Annotated in this window: 14 protein-coding genes; 9 read left to right on the plus strand and 5 right to left on the minus strand. The window is 66.5% G+C overall.

Annotation, left to right across the window (positions count from 1 at the left end):
• The first annotated feature begins 9 nt into the window (after window positions 1–9).
• The 3 genes from QRO95_RS01740 to QRO95_RS01750 all read left to right on the plus strand — a co-directional run bounded on the left by QRO95_RS01740 (window position 10) and on the right by QRO95_RS01750 (window position 3,596).
• A complete protein-coding gene (locus QRO95_RS01740) occupies window positions 10–1,296 on the plus strand; it encodes a nucleotide sugar dehydrogenase (RefSeq protein ID WP_285301532.1) in 1,287 nt (428 codons plus the stop codon).
• Window positions 1,297–1,351: 55 nt separating this feature from the next.
• On the plus strand, window positions 1,352–2,974 hold the full coding sequence (locus tag QRO95_RS01745; RefSeq protein ID WP_049420983.1) for an FMN-binding glutamate synthase family protein: 1,623 nt from the start codon (window positions 1,352–1,354) through the stop codon (window positions 2,972–2,974).
• Window positions 2,975–3,134: 160 nt separating this feature from the next.
• Window positions 3,135–3,596 carry a GNAT family N-acetyltransferase gene (locus QRO95_RS01750; RefSeq protein ID WP_285301533.1) on the plus strand — a complete coding sequence of 154 codons (462 nt, stop codon included), beginning with the start codon at window positions 3,135–3,137 and terminating at the stop codon, window positions 3,594–3,596.
• A 108-nt stretch (window positions 3,597–3,704) separates the two neighbouring features.
• Here the strand turns inward: QRO95_RS01750 and QRO95_RS01755 are convergent, their stop codons facing one another.
• On the minus strand, window positions 3,705–4,952 hold the full coding sequence (locus QRO95_RS01755) for a TIGR03862 family flavoprotein (RefSeq protein ID WP_285301534.1): 1,248 nt from the start codon (window positions 4,950–4,952) through the stop codon (window positions 3,705–3,707).
• Window positions 4,939–5,373, minus strand: a complete 435-nt coding sequence (locus QRO95_RS01760; protein WP_049421508.1) for an FKBP-type peptidyl-prolyl cis-trans isomerase — start codon at window positions 5,371–5,373, stop codon at window positions 4,939–4,941. Before QRO95_RS01760 ends, QRO95_RS01755 begins: the two co-directional genes overlap by 14 nt.
• A gap of 70 nt (window positions 5,374–5,443) precedes the next feature.
• Here QRO95_RS01760 and QRO95_RS01765 point away from each other — a divergent pair, with 70 nt between their 5' ends.
• The 4 genes from QRO95_RS01765 to QRO95_RS01780 all read left to right on the plus strand — a co-directional run bounded on the left by QRO95_RS01765 (window position 5,444) and on the right by QRO95_RS01780 (window position 8,621).
• The gene (locus QRO95_RS01765; RefSeq protein ID WP_132809777.1) at window positions 5,444–5,809 is read left to right on the plus strand and encodes a DUF6164 family protein; all 366 of its coding nucleotides are present in this window, start codon (window positions 5,444–5,446) and stop codon (window positions 5,807–5,809) included.
• A gap of 310 nt (window positions 5,810–6,119) precedes the next feature.
• The gene (locus QRO95_RS01770; RefSeq protein ID WP_285301535.1) at window positions 6,120–6,887 is read left to right on the plus strand and encodes a sulfurtransferase; all 768 of its coding nucleotides are present in this window, start codon (window positions 6,120–6,122) and stop codon (window positions 6,885–6,887) included.
• Between the two features lie 172 nt (window positions 6,888–7,059).
• A complete protein-coding gene (locus QRO95_RS01775; RefSeq protein WP_043402145.1) occupies window positions 7,060–8,055 on the plus strand; it encodes an LLM class flavin-dependent oxidoreductase in 996 nt (331 codons plus the stop codon).
• A gap of 68 nt (window positions 8,056–8,123) precedes the next feature.
• Window positions 8,124–8,621: a pyridoxamine 5'-phosphate oxidase family protein gene (locus QRO95_RS01780; RefSeq protein WP_285301536.1), complete on the plus strand. Its 498-nt coding sequence runs from the start codon at window positions 8,124–8,126 to the stop codon at window positions 8,619–8,621.
• Window positions 8,622–8,713: 92 nt separating this feature from the next.
• Here the strand turns inward: QRO95_RS01780 and QRO95_RS01785 are convergent, their stop codons facing one another.
• Window positions 8,714–9,373, minus strand: a complete 660-nt coding sequence (locus QRO95_RS01785) for an exopolysaccharide biosynthesis protein (RefSeq protein ID WP_032128944.1) — start codon at window positions 9,371–9,373, stop codon at window positions 8,714–8,716.
• Window positions 9,357–10,661, minus strand: a complete 1,305-nt coding sequence (locus QRO95_RS01790; protein ID WP_253144642.1) for a hemolysin family protein — start codon at window positions 10,659–10,661, stop codon at window positions 9,357–9,359. The genes QRO95_RS01785 and QRO95_RS01790 overlap by 17 nt, the downstream gene beginning before the upstream one ends.
• Before the next feature lie 292 nt (window positions 10,662–10,953).
• Here QRO95_RS01790 and QRO95_RS01795 point away from each other — a divergent pair, with 292 nt between their 5' ends.
• Complete coding sequence (locus tag QRO95_RS01795) at window positions 10,954–11,580, plus strand: DUF47 domain-containing protein (protein WP_004152833.1); 627 nt, start codon at window positions 10,954–10,956, stop codon at window positions 11,578–11,580.
• A gap of 13 nt (window positions 11,581–11,593) precedes the next feature.
• Window positions 11,594–12,715, plus strand: coding sequence for an inorganic phosphate transporter (locus tag QRO95_RS01800; RefSeq protein ID WP_049421504.1), 1,122 nt, complete (start codon window positions 11,594–11,596; stop codon window positions 12,713–12,715).
• A 375-nt stretch (window positions 12,716–13,090) separates the two neighbouring features.
• On the opposite strand, the gene QRO95_RS01805 is transcribed toward QRO95_RS01800, so the two are convergent.
• The gene (locus QRO95_RS01805) at window positions 13,091–14,587 is read right to left on the minus strand and encodes a S10 family peptidase (protein WP_285301537.1); all 1,497 of its coding nucleotides are present in this window, start codon (window positions 14,585–14,587) and stop codon (window positions 13,091–13,093) included.
• Window positions 14,588–14,654 lie beyond the last annotated feature (67 nt).

Below are 14,654 nucleotides of genomic sequence, written 5' to 3' on the forward strand. Positions count from 1 at the left end.
GATGTGCCGATGAGTGCGCCGGTAGCGGCGGCCAGCGCACCCCTGTTTGCGGTGATCGGCCTGGGCTACGTCGGCCTGCCGTTGGCGGTGGCGTTTGGCCGGCAGTGGCCGACGTTGGGTTTCGATATCGATGCCGGTCGCATCGCCGAGCTGCGCAACGGCCAGGACCACACGCTGGAAATGGAATCCGACGAGCTGGCCAGTGCGCAGCTGCTGCAGTACGGCAGCGATCCTGCACTGCTCGATGCCTGCAACGTCTACATCGTCACCGTGCCGACCCCGATCGATGCTTACGAGCAGCCCGACCTGGAGCCCCTGCGTTCGGCGACACGGCTGATTGCCAGTCATCTTCGCGCCGGCGACCTGGTGATCTACGAGTCCACGGTCTACCCCGGTACCACCGAGGAAGTGTGCGTGCCGCTGCTGGAGCAGGGCTCCGGCCTGTGCTTCAACGAAGATTTCTATTGCGGCTACAGCCCGGAACGGGTCAGCCCCGGCGACCGCCAGCGGCGCCTGGCCGACATCCGCAAGATCACTTCCGGCTCGACACCGAAAGTTGCCGCGGTGATTGATGGTCTGTACCAGCGCATCATCGCCGCCGGTACCTTCCCGGCACCGTCGATGCGGGTGGCCGAAGCGGCCAAGGTGGTCGAGAACATCCAGCGCGACGTCAACATTGCGCTGGTCAACGAGCTGGCCCTGATCTTCGACAGGCTGGGCATCGATACCCAGGACGTACTGGACGCCGCCGGCAGCAAGTGGAATTTCCTGCCGTTCCGGCCGGGGCTGGTCGGCGGCCACTGCATCGGCGTGGACCCGTACTATCTGCTGCACAAGTCCGAGAGCGTGGGCTATCACCCGGACCTGATCCACACCGCACGACAGGTCAACAACCGCGTCGGCGAGCACGTGGCGGCGCGGGTGCTGGCGATGCTGGCCGAGCGTGGCCGTGCGCCGGCGGACGCACGCATCCTGGTACTGGGCGTGACCTTCAAGGAGGATTGCCCGGACCTGCGCAACAGCCGCGCGCTGGAGCTGGCGCAACGCCTGCGCGATGCCGGTGCGCAGGTGGAGGTCAGCGACCCCTGGGTCGGCCCGGCGGCGCTGACCGGCGAGGGCCTGGATTGGCTGGCCGATCCCGGGGCGGGGTGTTATGACGCGGTGGTGCTGGCGGTGGCCCACGCCCGTTTCAAGGCGATGGATGAATCCGCAATCCGGGGCCTGCTGGCGCCGGGAGGCCTGGTCTACGACGTGAAATCGGCCTGGCCGCGCAACGTGGTTGACGATCGCTTGTAAGCCTTGGCAGCGGGCGGCGCGGTAGACTCGGGGGCAGTTGCAACCGAGGAAAGCCATGCACCGGTATATCGTCTACCTGCTCGCCATCCTGATGTTCCCGATATGCCTGTGGCTGGCCACGATCTGGCCGGCCTGGTACTGGGGCGTCGGCCTGACTGCCGCGATGGTGGCGCTGGGGACCTGGGACCTGCTGCAGAAACGCAGCACGCTGCGCCGCAACTATCCGGTGATGGCGCACTTCCGCTACGGGCTGGAATCGATCGGCCCGGAGATCCGCCAGTACTTCGTGCAGAGCGACCTGGAAGACGTGCCGTTCTCGCGCCAGCAGCGTGCACTGATCTACCAGCGCGCCAAGAACGAGATGGACACGGTGCCGTTCGGCACCCTGCGCAGCACCTATGCGGTGGATTACGAGTGGATCAACCATTCGCTGGCACCGACCGCCATCGCCAAGCATGACTTCCGTGTGTTGATCGGCCCGAACTGTGCCAAGCCTTATTCGGCCAGCGTGTTCAACATCTCGGCGATGAGCTTCGGTTCGCTGTCGGCCAATGCCATCCGCGCGCTGAACGAAGGCGCACGCCGCGGTGGCTTCTATCACGACACCGGCGAAGGTTCGATCTCGCCCTACCACCGCGAGATGGGCGGCGACCTGGTGTGGGAGATCGGCTCGGGCTACTTCGGTTGCCGTGACGAGAAGGGCGGTTTCAGCGAGGAACGCTTCGTTGCCAATGCCACCCATGATCAGGTCAAGATGATCGAGATCAAGCTGTCGCAGGGCGCCAAGCCCGGCCACGGTGGCGTGCTGCCGGCGCCGAAGGTGACCGCCGAGATCTCGGTGACGCGTGGCGTGCCGATGGGTGTGGACTGCGTGTCGCCGTCGCGTCACTCGGCGTTCTCGACGCCGGTCGAGCTGCTGCAGTTCGTTGCACGCCTGCGCGAGCTGTCCGGTGGCAAGCCGGTCGGTTTCAAGCTGGCCATCGGCCACCCGTGGGAGTGGTTCGGCATTGCCAAGGCGATGCAGGAAACCGGGCTGCTACCGGACTTCATCGTGGTCGACGGCGCCGAGGGTGGCACGGGTGCGGCACCGGCGGAGTTCGTCGACCATGTCGGCGTGCCGATGCACGAAGCGCTGCTGTTGGTGCACAACACTCTGGTCGGCCTGGATCTGCGCGATCGCATCCGCATCGGTGCGGCCGGCAAGATCACCAGCGCGTTCGACATCGCGCGGACCATCGCGCTGGGGGCTGACTGGTGCAATGCCGGCCGAGGCTTCATGTTCGCGCTGGGCTGCATCCAATCACTGAGCTGCCATACCGACAAGTGCCCGACCGGCATCGCGACCCAGGACCCTGCACGCTGGAAGCATCTGGATGCACCGGACAAGGCCACCCGTGTGTACAGCTACCACGAGCACACGCTGCACGCCCTGAAGGAGCTGCTGTGTGCGGCGGGCCTGAACGATCCGGCCGAGCTGGGGCCGGAGCACATCCTGCGCCGCGTCTCACCGGTGGAAATCCGTTCACTGGCCTCGCTGTACCGCTACCTGGAACCAGGCGAACTGCTGCACAAGGTGCCCGACCATGCGGTGTTCCATGCGTTCTGGGCCGATGCACGCAGCGACTCGTTCCAGCCGCCGCCGAAGATCCAGGCGCTGCGCGCCAGCAAGTCGCGGTAACCGTTGCTGTAGCGTCGAGCCATGCTCGATTGCCTTTCGATCAGGCGTCGAGATTAACGATTCTGTAGAGTCGAGTCTTGCTCGACTGCCTTTCAATCAGACATCGCGATGTTGGAACGAAGAACAGCCGAGCATGGGCTCGGCTCTACAAGGAGGCGTCATGCAGTTCAGGACCGGCACCATGGATGATGTGGCCAGGCTGTGGGCCCTGCGTACGCGCTGCGTGCGCGAGATCTGCAGCAGCCATTACCCTCCCGAGGTCATCGCGCCCTGGTCTGCCTCGCCGCCACCGTCGCAGTACGCGCGGCTGTTGTCGCAGGGGGGCTGCGTGGTGGCCGAGGACGGGCAGGGTGTCCTGCTCGGGTTCGGCGTGTTTGATACCGATGCCAACGAGGTTGATGCGTTGTTTGTCGATCCGGATCGCGGCGGCAAGGGCATCGGCCAGGCGCTGATGCAGCGCCTGCTGGCGATGGCCGATCGTGATCGTGAGGTAGTGCTGTCGGCCTCGCTCAACGCCGTGCCGTTCTATCAACGGCAGGGCTTTGTCAGCGTGCGCGAAGAGACTTACCCGCATCCCAGCGGCGTGGCGCTGGCCTCGGTGAGCATGCGCCGGCCGTGGTGATGTAGCGTCGAGTTTGCTCGATGTTTTTTGTAGAGTCGAGCCATGCTCGACTGCTCTATCGCCTGAATCAAAAGCAGTCGAGCATGGCTCGACTCTACAACGCAGGTGTCAACGCGCCGCCAGCCACCCGATCACGCCTTCCGCAGCACGCAGGCCACTGGCGTAGCACGCGGTCAGCAGGTAGCCACCTGTCGGCGCCTCCCAGTCCAGCATCTCGCCGGCACAGAACACGCCGGGCACTGCCCGCAGCATCAGGCCATCATCCAGCGCATCCAGGCGCACGCCACCGGCGGTGCTGATCACCTCGGCCATCGGCCGGGGGCGCAGCAGGCGCAGGGGCAGGCGCTTGAGCGTAGCTGCCACGGCAGGCAGGTCGTTGCCCGCTTCCTTGCCCAGCATCTCGAACACCAGTGCGGCTTTCACTGCATCCAGGCCGACCTGGCGGCGCAGGTGCTCGCCGAAGCTGCGACCCTTGCGCGGGCGTGACAGGTCGGCCAGCAGGCGTGCTTCATCGCGGCCCGGCACCAGGTCCAGCCACAGCATCGCGTGGCCATCGCGGTTGATGGTCTCACGCAGGTCTGCGGCCAATGCGTAGATCAGGCTGCCTTCGATGCCGTACTCGCTGGCCACGCATTCGCCCTGCAGCGACTGCGGCTGTCCGGCCAGGTCGACCCAGTGCGCGATCACCGGCTTCAACGGTGCGCCGGCATTGCGCTGGGCGAAGAACGGCGTCCAGTCCACGTCGAAACCGCAGTTGGCCGACTGCAGCGGTGCGATGTCCACGCCACGTGCCTGCAGTGGCGAGACCCAGGCGCCGTCGCTGCCCAGCTGCGGCCAGCTGCCGCCGCCCATGGCCAGCACGGTAGCATCGGCATGCACTTCAACGGCGCCGTCTTCGGTTTCAAATCGCAGGGCGCCGTCGTCGCTCCATCCGATCCAGCAGTGGTTGGCGTGCAGGCGCACACCCTGTTCTTTCAGGCGGCGCACCCAGCCGCGCAGCAGTGGGGCTGCCTTGCGGTCGACCGGGAACACGCGGCCGGAGCTGCCCACATAGGTCTCCACGCCAAAGCCGGCAGCCCAGTCGCGCAGCGCCTGCGCGTCGAAGCCGTCCAGCCAGCGTCCCACGGTAGAGGCCTGCTCGCGGTAGCGGCTGTCGAACAGCGGCCGCGGATCGGAATGGGTGAGGTTGAGCCCACCCTTGCCGGCGATCAGGAACTTGCGGCCGGGCGAACCCTTGGCCTCGTACAGGTCCACCTGCAACCCAGCGGCGCGCAGGCGCTCGGCGGCGAACAGGCCGGCCGGGCCGCCGCCGATGACGGCGACCCGTGGAGGCGTTGCGGTATTACGGTTTGACATCGAGCAGCTCGACATCGAACACCAGCGACGAGCCGGCCGGGATCGGGCCAACCCGGCGGTCGCCGTAGCCGTAGTCCGGCGGGATCATCAGCGTGCGCTTGCCGCCGACCTTCATGCCGGCCACGCCCTCATCCCAGCCGCGGATGACCTGGCCGGCGCCGAGCGCAAAGGTGAACGGTTCGCCACGGCTGACCGAGCTGTCGAAGGTCTTGCCGTGCTTGGTTTCGGTGCGGTTGTCGTAGATCCAGCCGGTGTAGTGCACGGTGACCTTGTTGCCGGCAACGGCTTCGGCGCCGGTACCCGGGACGGTATCGATGCGCTCGAAGGTGGTCAGAGTGCCACCCGGCGGCGGGCCGGACGGTTCGGTCGAGCAGCCAACGGCGGCGAGGGACAGCAGCAGGGGAAGCAGCAGGCGGCGCATCGGGCGACTCCGGAAGGGCGCAGGGCGAGGGCGGCAAGGGTAGCGCATCGGCGCCGGGTATCATGGGGGCATGGCAAAACTCCTGCTCAATCTGCGCAATGTCGGCGACGACGAATACGCCGATGTCTGCACGCTGCTCGACCAGCACGGCATCGCCTGGTATCGCACCGAACCCAGCCCCTGGGGCATTTCCAACGGCGGCCTGTGGCTGCGCGAGGACGCCGATCATCCGCGTGCGAAGGCGCTGATGGCCGAGTACCAGGCCGAACGCGGGCCGCGCATCCGTGCCGAGCGCGAGCAGGCGTTGCGGGAGGGGACGGCGGAGACCTTCGGTAGCCTGTTCCGGCGCCGACCGGTATATGTGGTGCTGGTGCTGGTGGCGATGGCCGGTGCGGCGGCGCTGGTGCTGCTGCCGTTCGTGCTGTTGCGGGGGTAAGGGGGGCTTCTGGCCGGGTTGCACCCGGCACCCGCTAGTGCCGGCCGCTGGCCGGCAACAGCAAAAGCAACAGCAACAGCAACAGCAGGCAATCCGTGGTGGGCAGGGCGGTGTGGGCAGGCGGGACACGCCGTAAACCCGTCCATGGGGGCTCGATGGCGCCATCCATGGCGCCAACGGTCCCGCCTGCCCACACCGCCCTGCCTCTGACAAGTTCTGGGTACCTGCCGGGGGTCGGATTCCTCTGCCGCGCAGAGGGCTCTGACCCCCTGAATCTGTCTGTGTGGGCGGGAGGCGCTAAAATGGCGGGATGATCGCCAATACCGCTGCCTATCATTTCGCCGTCATCGACGCCCCCCAGGCCCTGTGCGACCAGCTGCTGGCGCGTGCCGAGGCGGCGCAGCTGCGCGGCACGATCCTGGTGGCGGGCGAGGGGTTGAACCTGTTCCTGGCGGGTGCGCCGGAGGCGGTCGAAAGTTTCTATGCCGCGCTGCATGCCGATGCGCGCTTTGCCGATATGCGGGTCAAGACCAGCCTGAGCGAGCATCAGCCGTTCGCGCGGCTGAAGGCCAAGGTGAAGGACGAGATCATCAGCTTCCGCCGTGATGACGGCCAGCCGCTGGAGTATCCGCGTGCACCGGCGGTCGATCCGGCTACCGTGCAGCGCTGGTTGCGGCAGGGGCATGATGACGCCGGCAAGCCGGTGGTCATGCTCGATACGCGCAATCTGCAGGAAGTGGAGTACGGCACCTTCAAGGATGCGCTGGTGCTGCCCATCCACAAGTTCACCGACCTGCCCGAGGCATTGGCGCCGCACCGCGAAGCGCTGAAGGACAGCACCGTGGTCAGTTTCTGCACCGGCGGCATCCGCTGCGAGAAGGCCGCGCTGTGGATGGTCAACGATGGCATGGACAATGTGCTGCAGCTCGACGGCGGTATCCTCGGCTACTTCGAGGAGGTGGGCGGCGAAGGTTACGAAGGCCGCTGCTTCGTGTTCGACGAGCGCGTGGCGCTGGATGCCGAGCTGAAGCCGATGGTCGACCAGCCGCTGGCCGAGCCGCGCCCCAGCGCGTTCTGACCTGCTTCCTGTAGAGCCGAGCCCACGCTCGGCTGCCTTTCGTGGTCCACCAGCAGCCGAGCATGGGCTCGGCTCTACACCTGCCCCACGGGAATCAGCATCCCGCCACCGTCACTGGCCGCCGCGCCCGACCGACCCCATGCATGGGGGATCCTGTGACGGAAAACTGCTGATGATCCCGTTGTCGATCCTTGACCTGGCCCCGGTCTGCGAGGGCAGTGACACCACCGCTGCCTTCGCCAACATGCTGGAACTGGCCCAGCACGCCGATGCGCTGGGCTACCGCCGCTACTGGCTGGCCGAACACCACAACATGCCCGGCATCGCCAGCGCGGCCACCGCCGTGCTGATCGGTCACGTGGCAGGTGGCACAAAGCGCATCCGCGTCGGTGCCGGCGGCATCATGCTGCCCAACCATGCGCCGCTGCAGGTGGCCGAGCAGTTCGGCACGCTGGCCTCGCTGTATCCGGACCGCATCGACCTCGGCCTGGGCCGTGCACCGGGCACCGATCAGCCGACCGCGCGTGCACTGCGCCGCTATTTCGACAGCGCCGACCAGTTCCCGCAGGACGTGCGCGAGCTGCTGCATTACTTCGAACCGGTACAGCCCGGGCAGGCGGTGCAGGCGGTTCCGGGTGGTGGCCTGCGGGTGCCGACCTGGATCCTCGGTTCCAGCCTGTTCGGTGCGCGCATGGCCGCCTCGATGGGCCTGCCGTATGCATTCGCCTCGCACTTCGCGCCCGACGTGATGGACGAAGCCCTTGCGGTGTACCGCCGCGAGTTCCGCCCATCGGCCACGCTGAAGCAGCCACATGCGATGTTGGCGTTGAACGTTGTCGCCAGCGACAGCGAGGCCGAATCTCGGCGCCTGTTCACCAGCCAGCAGCAGAGTTTCGTGAACCTGCGTCGAGGTCGGCCAGGCAAGATTCCGGCACCTATCGACGACATCGAGTCCTTCTGGGAGCCGCATGAAAAGCTGGGCGTGGAGCGGGCACTGGCCTGCACCGTGCTGGGGGATCCGCAGCAGGTGGCGGAAGGCATCGCCGCGTTTGTCGAGCGCCACAAGCCGGACGAACTGATGCTCACCGCCAACCTGTATGACCACCGTGCGCGCCTGCGCTCGTTCGAACTGGCGATGCAGGCCTGGCACGCCCGCCACGCGGGCTGAACAATTGCGTCACGGCCCATTGCGGCCGAACCGCGTCTGATGGGGGCTCATATCGAAGGAGCCCCCACATGGCCGACACCCGCGCCGAACACATTGCCCAACTGGCAGAACTGATCAAGGACGTGGAGGTGGCGATGTTTACCACCACCGGCGTCGACGGCCGCCTCTACAGCCGGCCGCTGGCCACCCAGCAGGTCACCTTCGACGGTGATCTGTGGTTCGTCATCACTGCCGACAGCCCGAAGGTGGCCGAAATTGCGCTCGACCCGCGCGTCAACGTGGCCTATTCCTCGCCATCGAAGAACACCTATGTGTCGGTGGCCGGGCGCGCGCGCGTGGTTGATGATCGCGCGAAGATCGAGGAACTGTGGTCGCCAGCGATGAAGCTGTTCTTCCCGGGCGGCAAGGACGACCCGAACCTGCGCCTGATCCAGGTGCGCGCCGACTCGGCCGAGTACTGGGATGGACCGGGCACGCTGCTGGGCACAGCGCTGAGTTTCGTGCTGTCAGCCGTGCAGGACGAACCGGCGGCGTTGGCCGACAACGGATTCATCGACCTTCGGTGATGGCCGATGTCCGGTATTGGTAGTGCCGGCCGCTGGCCGGCAAACCTGGAAACGTGGCAGCCGGCCAGCAGCCGGCTCTACCGGATTCCGGCTCAGAACCAGCGCTGGAACAGTTCCACCGTGTAGCCCACCAGCTGCCCCGAACTGAAACCGAAGAACGCGATCGCCGCCAGCGCCGCGATCCAGTTGAACAGCATCAGCGCGCCATCGCGTTCCAGCAGTGCCAGCGAGAACAGCAGCAGCTGGAAGCCGAACAGGAAGTTGGTGAACGGAATCGGTAACGACAGCAGCAGGCCCAGCAACACCAGCAGCAGGCCGCTGAAGGCATGCGCCGGCAGCGGTGTCAGCAGCTGCGGCAGGCGCGGTTTCAGCATCTTGTCCAATCGCCGCAGCGGGCGGTCGATGCGGTCCAGGAAACGGTGCATGGTGCCGCGCTTGGGCCCGCGGCGGGCGATGAAGCCAGGCAGCCACGGCCGGCGCAGGCAGAACAGCATCTGCAGGCCGATCAGGATCACCAGCGGGCCGCTGACCGCGCCGCCCATGCCCGGGATCGGGATGAACGACGGCAGGATCGCCACGAACAGGAACACGCCGAACGCGCTCTGCTGCAGGTTGCACAGGATCTGGCCGAGCGGCATGTGCTCGGCCGGGTCGCCGGAGGCGAACATCTCCAGCAGGGTGCGGATGCCCTCGTTACGGTAGGCCGGGCGCTCAACGCCCGGACCCTGGCCGGCCTCAGGCGGTGAGCTCATCGGCCTGCTCGTCGGACAGCGTGCGCAGCAGCAGCTTGTCCACCCGCGCACCATCCAGGTCGACCACCTCGAAGCGCCAGCCGGCCCAGTCGAAGTACTCGCCCGCGTGCGGGATGCGGCCGAAGTAGTGGATGCACATGCCGGCCAGCGTGTAGTAGTCACCATCCTCGGCATCGGGCAGATCGTTGCTGCCGATCAGCTCGCGCAGGTCCTCGATCGGCAGCGAGCCGTCCACCAGCAGCGAGCCGTCCTCGCGGGTCACCACCAGCGCATCTTCGTCGGCATTTTCCACTGCCTGCAGGCGGCCGACCACGGCGCCCATCAGGTCGCTGATGGTCACCAGGCCCTGGATCTCGCCGTACTCGTCCACCACCAGCGCCATCGACTGCTGTTCCTCGCGGAAGATCTCCAGCAGCTTCATCGCGTGGGTCGATTCAGACACGTACAGTGGTTCGCGCAGGGTCTGGAACAGCGCGTTGTCGCCACGCGCCATGCGTGTGGCCAGCGATTTCAGTTCCAGCACGCCGACCACGTCCATGTCGTTGTCGCGCAGCACCGGGTAGCGCGAGAACTCGTGCTCGGCCATGATTTCCAGGTTGCGCTCCAGCCCAGCCTGGGTATCCAGCCAGGCGATGCGGTTGCGCGGGGTCATCAGGCTGTCGGCGGTGCGGTCGCCCAGGCGCATGACGCGGTTCATCATGTCGCGCTCGTGGGCGTCGATCACACCGGCCTCGTGGCTCTCGGCCACCAGCATGCGGATCTCTTCTTCAGTCACCGAGGCGACTTCATCCTTGCCCAGGCCGAACAGGCGCAGCACCAGCTGGGTGGTCCTGGACAGCAGCCAGACGAAGGGCAGGGCCAGCTTGGCCAGCCAGCTCATCGGCATCGCCACCAGGCCGGCAATGGCCTCCGAGCGGGTCAGTGCCAGGCGCTTGGGCACCAGTTCGCCGAAGATCAGCGTGATGAAGGTGATCAGGCTGACCGCCAGCGTGGTACCGACGTTGCCGGCGTAGGCAAAGCCCGGCATCAGGCCCTGGATCCAGCCGGCGAAGGCTTCACCCAGTGCTTCACCACCGAGGTAGCCGGTCAGCACGCCGATCACGGTGATGCCGATCTGCACAGTGGACAGGAAGCTCTCCGGCTTCTCCGACAGCTCCAGCGCCTTGGCGGCACGCTTGGAGGTGGCGGCCATCTGCTTCAGGCGGCTCTTGCGCGAGGTCATGACCGACATCTCGGACATGGCGAAGAAGCCGTTCAGCAGAACAAGCGCGAAGACAATCAGGATCATTTCAAACACGGGCGTCGTCCCCGGTTGGTGGCAGGGAGGGCGGGTGCTTGCGATGGCGGCTGGCGCTCAGGAACAGGGTCCGGCGCGGCGCAGGGGGGTAAGGGTCGTCGTCCATAAGGTGCGCCCGAAGGCGCGCTGGCATCTTAGCAAAGGGGCGTGGCAGGGTGGCAACCGCCTGTTCAGGTTGGGGCTTCCAGAGCCCCGGAAGGGGGCAGGGATACCCGTGATGGTCATCTAGCCGTCATAATTCCGTCTGGTGCCGTCCTTCCCGCGACGGCTGACAGGTTTCTCAATGTTCTCTCTGCAGACCATTTTCGGTTCCGGCAAACAGTTCTACACCCTGCTCGATGAGGCTGCCGTCGCGGCTTCCGACGCCGCCAAGGCGCTGCATTCCATGCTGCGCGAGGCCGACCGCCAGCCCGCGCTGGACGCGTTCAAGCTGGCCCGCCTGCGCGAACGCGCGGCCTCGGACAAGATCAGCCAGGCGCTGGTGGACAGCTTCATGACCCCGATCGAGCGCGAAGACATCGAAGCGCTGGGCTCGGCGCTGTACAAGATCCCGAAGCAGATCGAGAAGTTCGCCGATCGCTATTCGCTGGCCACGACCCACCTGGAGCACATCGACTTCGCGCCGCGCGCGGCGATGCTGGAACAGGCTGCCGGCGTGGTGGTGGAGATGGTGGCCGACCTGCGCCACATGAACCTGGACCGGATGACCGCGCTCAACGAGAAGCTGCGTTCGCTGGAGAACGAGGCCGACCGCCTGATGCTCGAGCTGTACCGCGACATCTACTCGGGCCGCCTGGACAACCTGCAGATGTTCCTGCTGAAGGAATTCTTCGAGATCCTGGAAAAGGCCATCGACCGCTGCCGCGAGGCCGGCGTGGTGGCGTACCAGATCGTGTTGAAGAACAGCTGACGGACGCCGCCGCATGTTGACCCTTGTCCTGGTGGTGATCCTGGCCGCGCTCGTCTTCGAGTTCATCAACGGCTTCCACGACACCGCCAACTCCATTGCCACCGTGGTGGCGACCAAGGTGCTCTCGCCCGGCTGGGCGGTGATGCTGGCCGCCTTCATGAACCTCATCGGTGCACTGACCGGTACCGCGGTGGCGCTGACCATCGCTTCGGGCCTGCTCAACACCAACGTGGTCGACGTCACCCCGCAGGTGATCCTGTGCGCCCTGCTGGGCGGCATCATCTGGAACCTGATCACCTGGTGGAAGGGGCTGCCGTCTTCGTCCTCGCACGCCCTGATCGGTGGCCTCTGCGGCGCCGGCCTGGCCGCTGCCCACAACAACTGGGACGCGCTGATCTGGTCCGAGCGCCTGGGCAGCTGGGCGCAGAACAAGGGCCTGCTGTGGAAGGTGTTCGTGCCGATGATCACCTCGCCGATCGCCGGTTTCCTGCTCGGCATCGTGGTGATGGTGCTGCTGTGGGGCCTGATCGCCGGGCTGGCCAGGATCGGTGGTGCCATCGGTCGTCTGGCCCGCCCGCGCATCGTCAACGCCTTCTTCGGCAAGGCGCAGATCGCCTCGGCGGCCTACATGGGCTTCGCCCACGGCCACAACGACGCGCAGAAGACCATGGGCATCATCGCGATGACACTGATCGGTGCCGAGGCCACCGGTGCGCTGGATGACCTGCCGTCGTGGCTGGCCTTCATGCACCCGGACGCCAGCGCCGGTGACGGCATCGCGATGTGGATCGTGCTGACCTGTGCGGTGGTGATGGCCGCCGGTACCGCCTCGGGCGGCTGGAAGATCATCAAGACCCTGGGCCACAAGATGGTCAAGCTGCACCCGATCCACGGCTTCGCCGCGGAGACCAGCTCGGCCACCATCCTGACCCTGGCCGCCCACTTCGGCATGCCGGTCTCGACCACGCACAGCATCTCCACCGCGATCATGGGCGTCGGCTTCGCCAAGAACCCGCGCTCGCTGAAGTTCGGCGTCATCGAACGCATCGTCTGGGCCTGGATCCTGACCATCCCGGCCGCCGGCGGCTGCGCGTACCTGATCCTGAAGCTGTTCGAGCTGTTCGGCTGGACCTGATCGCCGCGCCAAGGTGCACACGAAAAAGCCCGCCGGATACCGGCGGGCTTTTTTCATGGGCAGAGAATTCTTCCGGACACATCGTGTCGACCAAGGTCGACACCTACCAGAGCAGAAACAGGGATCCGCCCTCGTGCCGACCAACGGTCGGCACCCACCAACAGCGCACGGAAACTGTCGAAGGCGGGGTGGGATGGGCAGGCGGGGGCGCAGAGCGCCATGGATGGCGCTCTACGAGGCACGCAGGAGCAGTTTTTGCCGTCCCCCGCCTGCCCATCCCACCCCGCCAACCCACGGAATGCCAGCTCTTGCTGTTGCAGTGGCAGTTGATCCCCAGCGGGTGCCGGGCCGCAGGCCCGGCCACCACCACCACCCTCAGTTGCGCTGGAACAACGCCTGCACATCCCTGCGGAACGCCGCCTGGCTGTCCGCCCGGCTGTAGAACATGTGCCCGCCCGGATAACTGCGCACCTGCACCCGGTCCGGATTGCTGCCCATCGCCGGCATCTGGTCCACCGTCAGGATCGACCCCATGAACGGGCACGACAGATCATTCCAGCCATGCACGATCAGTACCTGCAGATGCGGATCGATCGCCACCGCCTGCCGCAGCTGGGTCACCGCGCCCTGGCGCAGCTCGCCGTTGCGGTCCCACAGCCGGTTCACGTCGTAGTTCAGCGCCTGGTAGCGTGCATCCACCTTCCAGCCAACCACCCGCGTCACGAAGTCGACCATCGCCGTGGTGGTCGGCGCGATGATGCTGTCCAGCAGCGGATCGTTGGCGCGCTGTTCCGGATCATTCGGGAACGGATCGAACGCGGTCACGTTGGAGTCGTAGCGGCTGCCCAGCGTGCCCTTGTCGCGGAACACCTCACGCAGATAGGCCTGCGTCTCCAGTCGGCCACCGGCGCGGCGCACGAACTGCGGGTCCAGCCCGGTCAGCTCGGTCACCCGGCGCAGCATCGCCTCGGTCGCCTGCGGATCGCTGCGGCCCTTCATCAGCGCAGTGGCGTAGTCGCCGCGGGTGTATTCCACCACGTCGCGCATCGCCGCATCGGTCAGTTTGCCCTGGCGCTCCAGGTGCGCTGCAGCGATCGACGGCAGCGTCTGCATCCACGCCATCGGCGAGACATCGGCGTTGTCTTCCAGGGTCGGGCTCAGGTACGGCGACACCAGCACCAGGCCGTTCATCGCCACGCCCAGGCGGGTCTGCAGGAAGTGGGTGATGCGCGGGCCGCGGTAGCCGCCGTAGCTCTCGCCGGTCAGGTACTTGCGTGCACCCATGCGCTGGTTGCGCAGCAGCCAGTCGTAGATCGAGCGCGACAGGTATTCGATGTCGGCGCTGGGGTTGTACATCTGCTTCTTCGCTTCGTCATCGCCGATGCGTGCACGGCTGAAGCCAGTGCCGACCGGGTCGATGAACACCAGGTCGGTGAAGTCCAGCCAGGTGCCGGGGTTGTCGTGCAGGGTGGCCGGCGCCGATGCGCTGTCACCCTCCGAACCAAAGGTGACCACCTTGGGCCCGATCGCGCCCATGTTGAGGTAGACCGAAGATGCACCCGGGCCGCCATTGAGCGCGAAGGTCACCGGCCGGTCCTTGCCCGGCATCGTATAGGCGGTGAACACCACATCGGCGATCACCTTGCCCTTGGCATCGCGCACCGGCAGGGTGCCGACGGTGGCGGTGTAGTCCAGGGTGCGGCCGGCCAGGCGCATGCTCTGGCGGGCTGACGCATCGGCGGGCAGCGCGGGCGCTTCGGTCTTGTCGTCTTTCGGATCGGGCTTGGCCTCGGCGTCGGGCGCGGCCAGCACGCTGGCTGGGGCGATGAGCAGGCCGACGCAGAGCGCGGCAGTGTGCAGCAGGGACTTCATGGCACCGGATCGGCAGCGGAAGGGGGTTCCGATGCTAGGCCGGTGGAGGGCATGTCGTATGTGTCCA

The sequence above is a fragment of the Stenotrophomonas maltophilia group sp. Smal13 genome (assembly GCF_030236855.1).
Taxonomy (GTDB): domain Bacteria; phylum Pseudomonadota; class Gammaproteobacteria; order Xanthomonadales; family Xanthomonadaceae; genus Stenotrophomonas; species Stenotrophomonas maltophilia_A.

Coding starts and splice junctions, on each gene's coding strand:
- QRO95_RS01740 (WP_285301532.1), top strand. CDS start 10: ATGAGTGCGCCGGTAGCGGCGGCCAGCGCACCCCTGTTTGCGGTGATC.
- QRO95_RS01745 (WP_049420983.1), top strand. CDS start 1,352: ATGCACCGGTATATCGTCTACCTGCTCGCCATCCTGATGTTCCCGATA.
- QRO95_RS01750 (WP_285301533.1), top strand. CDS start 3,135: ATGCAGTTCAGGACCGGCACCATGGATGATGTGGCCAGGCTGTGGGCC.
- QRO95_RS01755 (WP_285301534.1), bottom strand. CDS start 4,952: ATGTCAAACCGTAATACCGCAACGCCTCCACGGGTCGCCGTCATCGGC.
- QRO95_RS01760 (WP_049421508.1), bottom strand. CDS start 5,373: ATGCGCCGCCTGCTGCTTCCCCTGCTGCTGTCCCTCGCCGCCGTTGGC.
- QRO95_RS01765 (WP_132809777.1), top strand. CDS start 5,444: ATGGCAAAACTCCTGCTCAATCTGCGCAATGTCGGCGACGACGAATAC.
- QRO95_RS01770 (WP_285301535.1), top strand. CDS start 6,120: ATGATCGCCAATACCGCTGCCTATCATTTCGCCGTCATCGACGCCCCC.
- QRO95_RS01775 (WP_043402145.1), top strand. CDS start 7,060: ATGATCCCGTTGTCGATCCTTGACCTGGCCCCGGTCTGCGAGGGCAGT.
- QRO95_RS01780 (WP_285301536.1), top strand. CDS start 8,124: ATGGCCGACACCCGCGCCGAACACATTGCCCAACTGGCAGAACTGATC.
- QRO95_RS01785 (WP_032128944.1), bottom strand. CDS start 9,373: ATGAGCTCACCGCCTGAGGCCGGCCAGGGTCCGGGCGTTGAGCGCCCG.
- QRO95_RS01790 (WP_253144642.1), bottom strand. CDS start 10,661: ATGATCCTGATTGTCTTCGCGCTTGTTCTGCTGAACGGCTTCTTCGCC.
- QRO95_RS01795 (WP_004152833.1), top strand. CDS start 10,954: ATGTTCTCTCTGCAGACCATTTTCGGTTCCGGCAAACAGTTCTACACC.
- QRO95_RS01800 (WP_049421504.1), top strand. CDS start 11,594: ATGTTGACCCTTGTCCTGGTGGTGATCCTGGCCGCGCTCGTCTTCGAG.
- QRO95_RS01805 (WP_285301537.1), bottom strand. CDS start 14,587: ATGAAGTCCCTGCTGCACACTGCCGCGCTCTGCGTCGGCCTGCTCATC.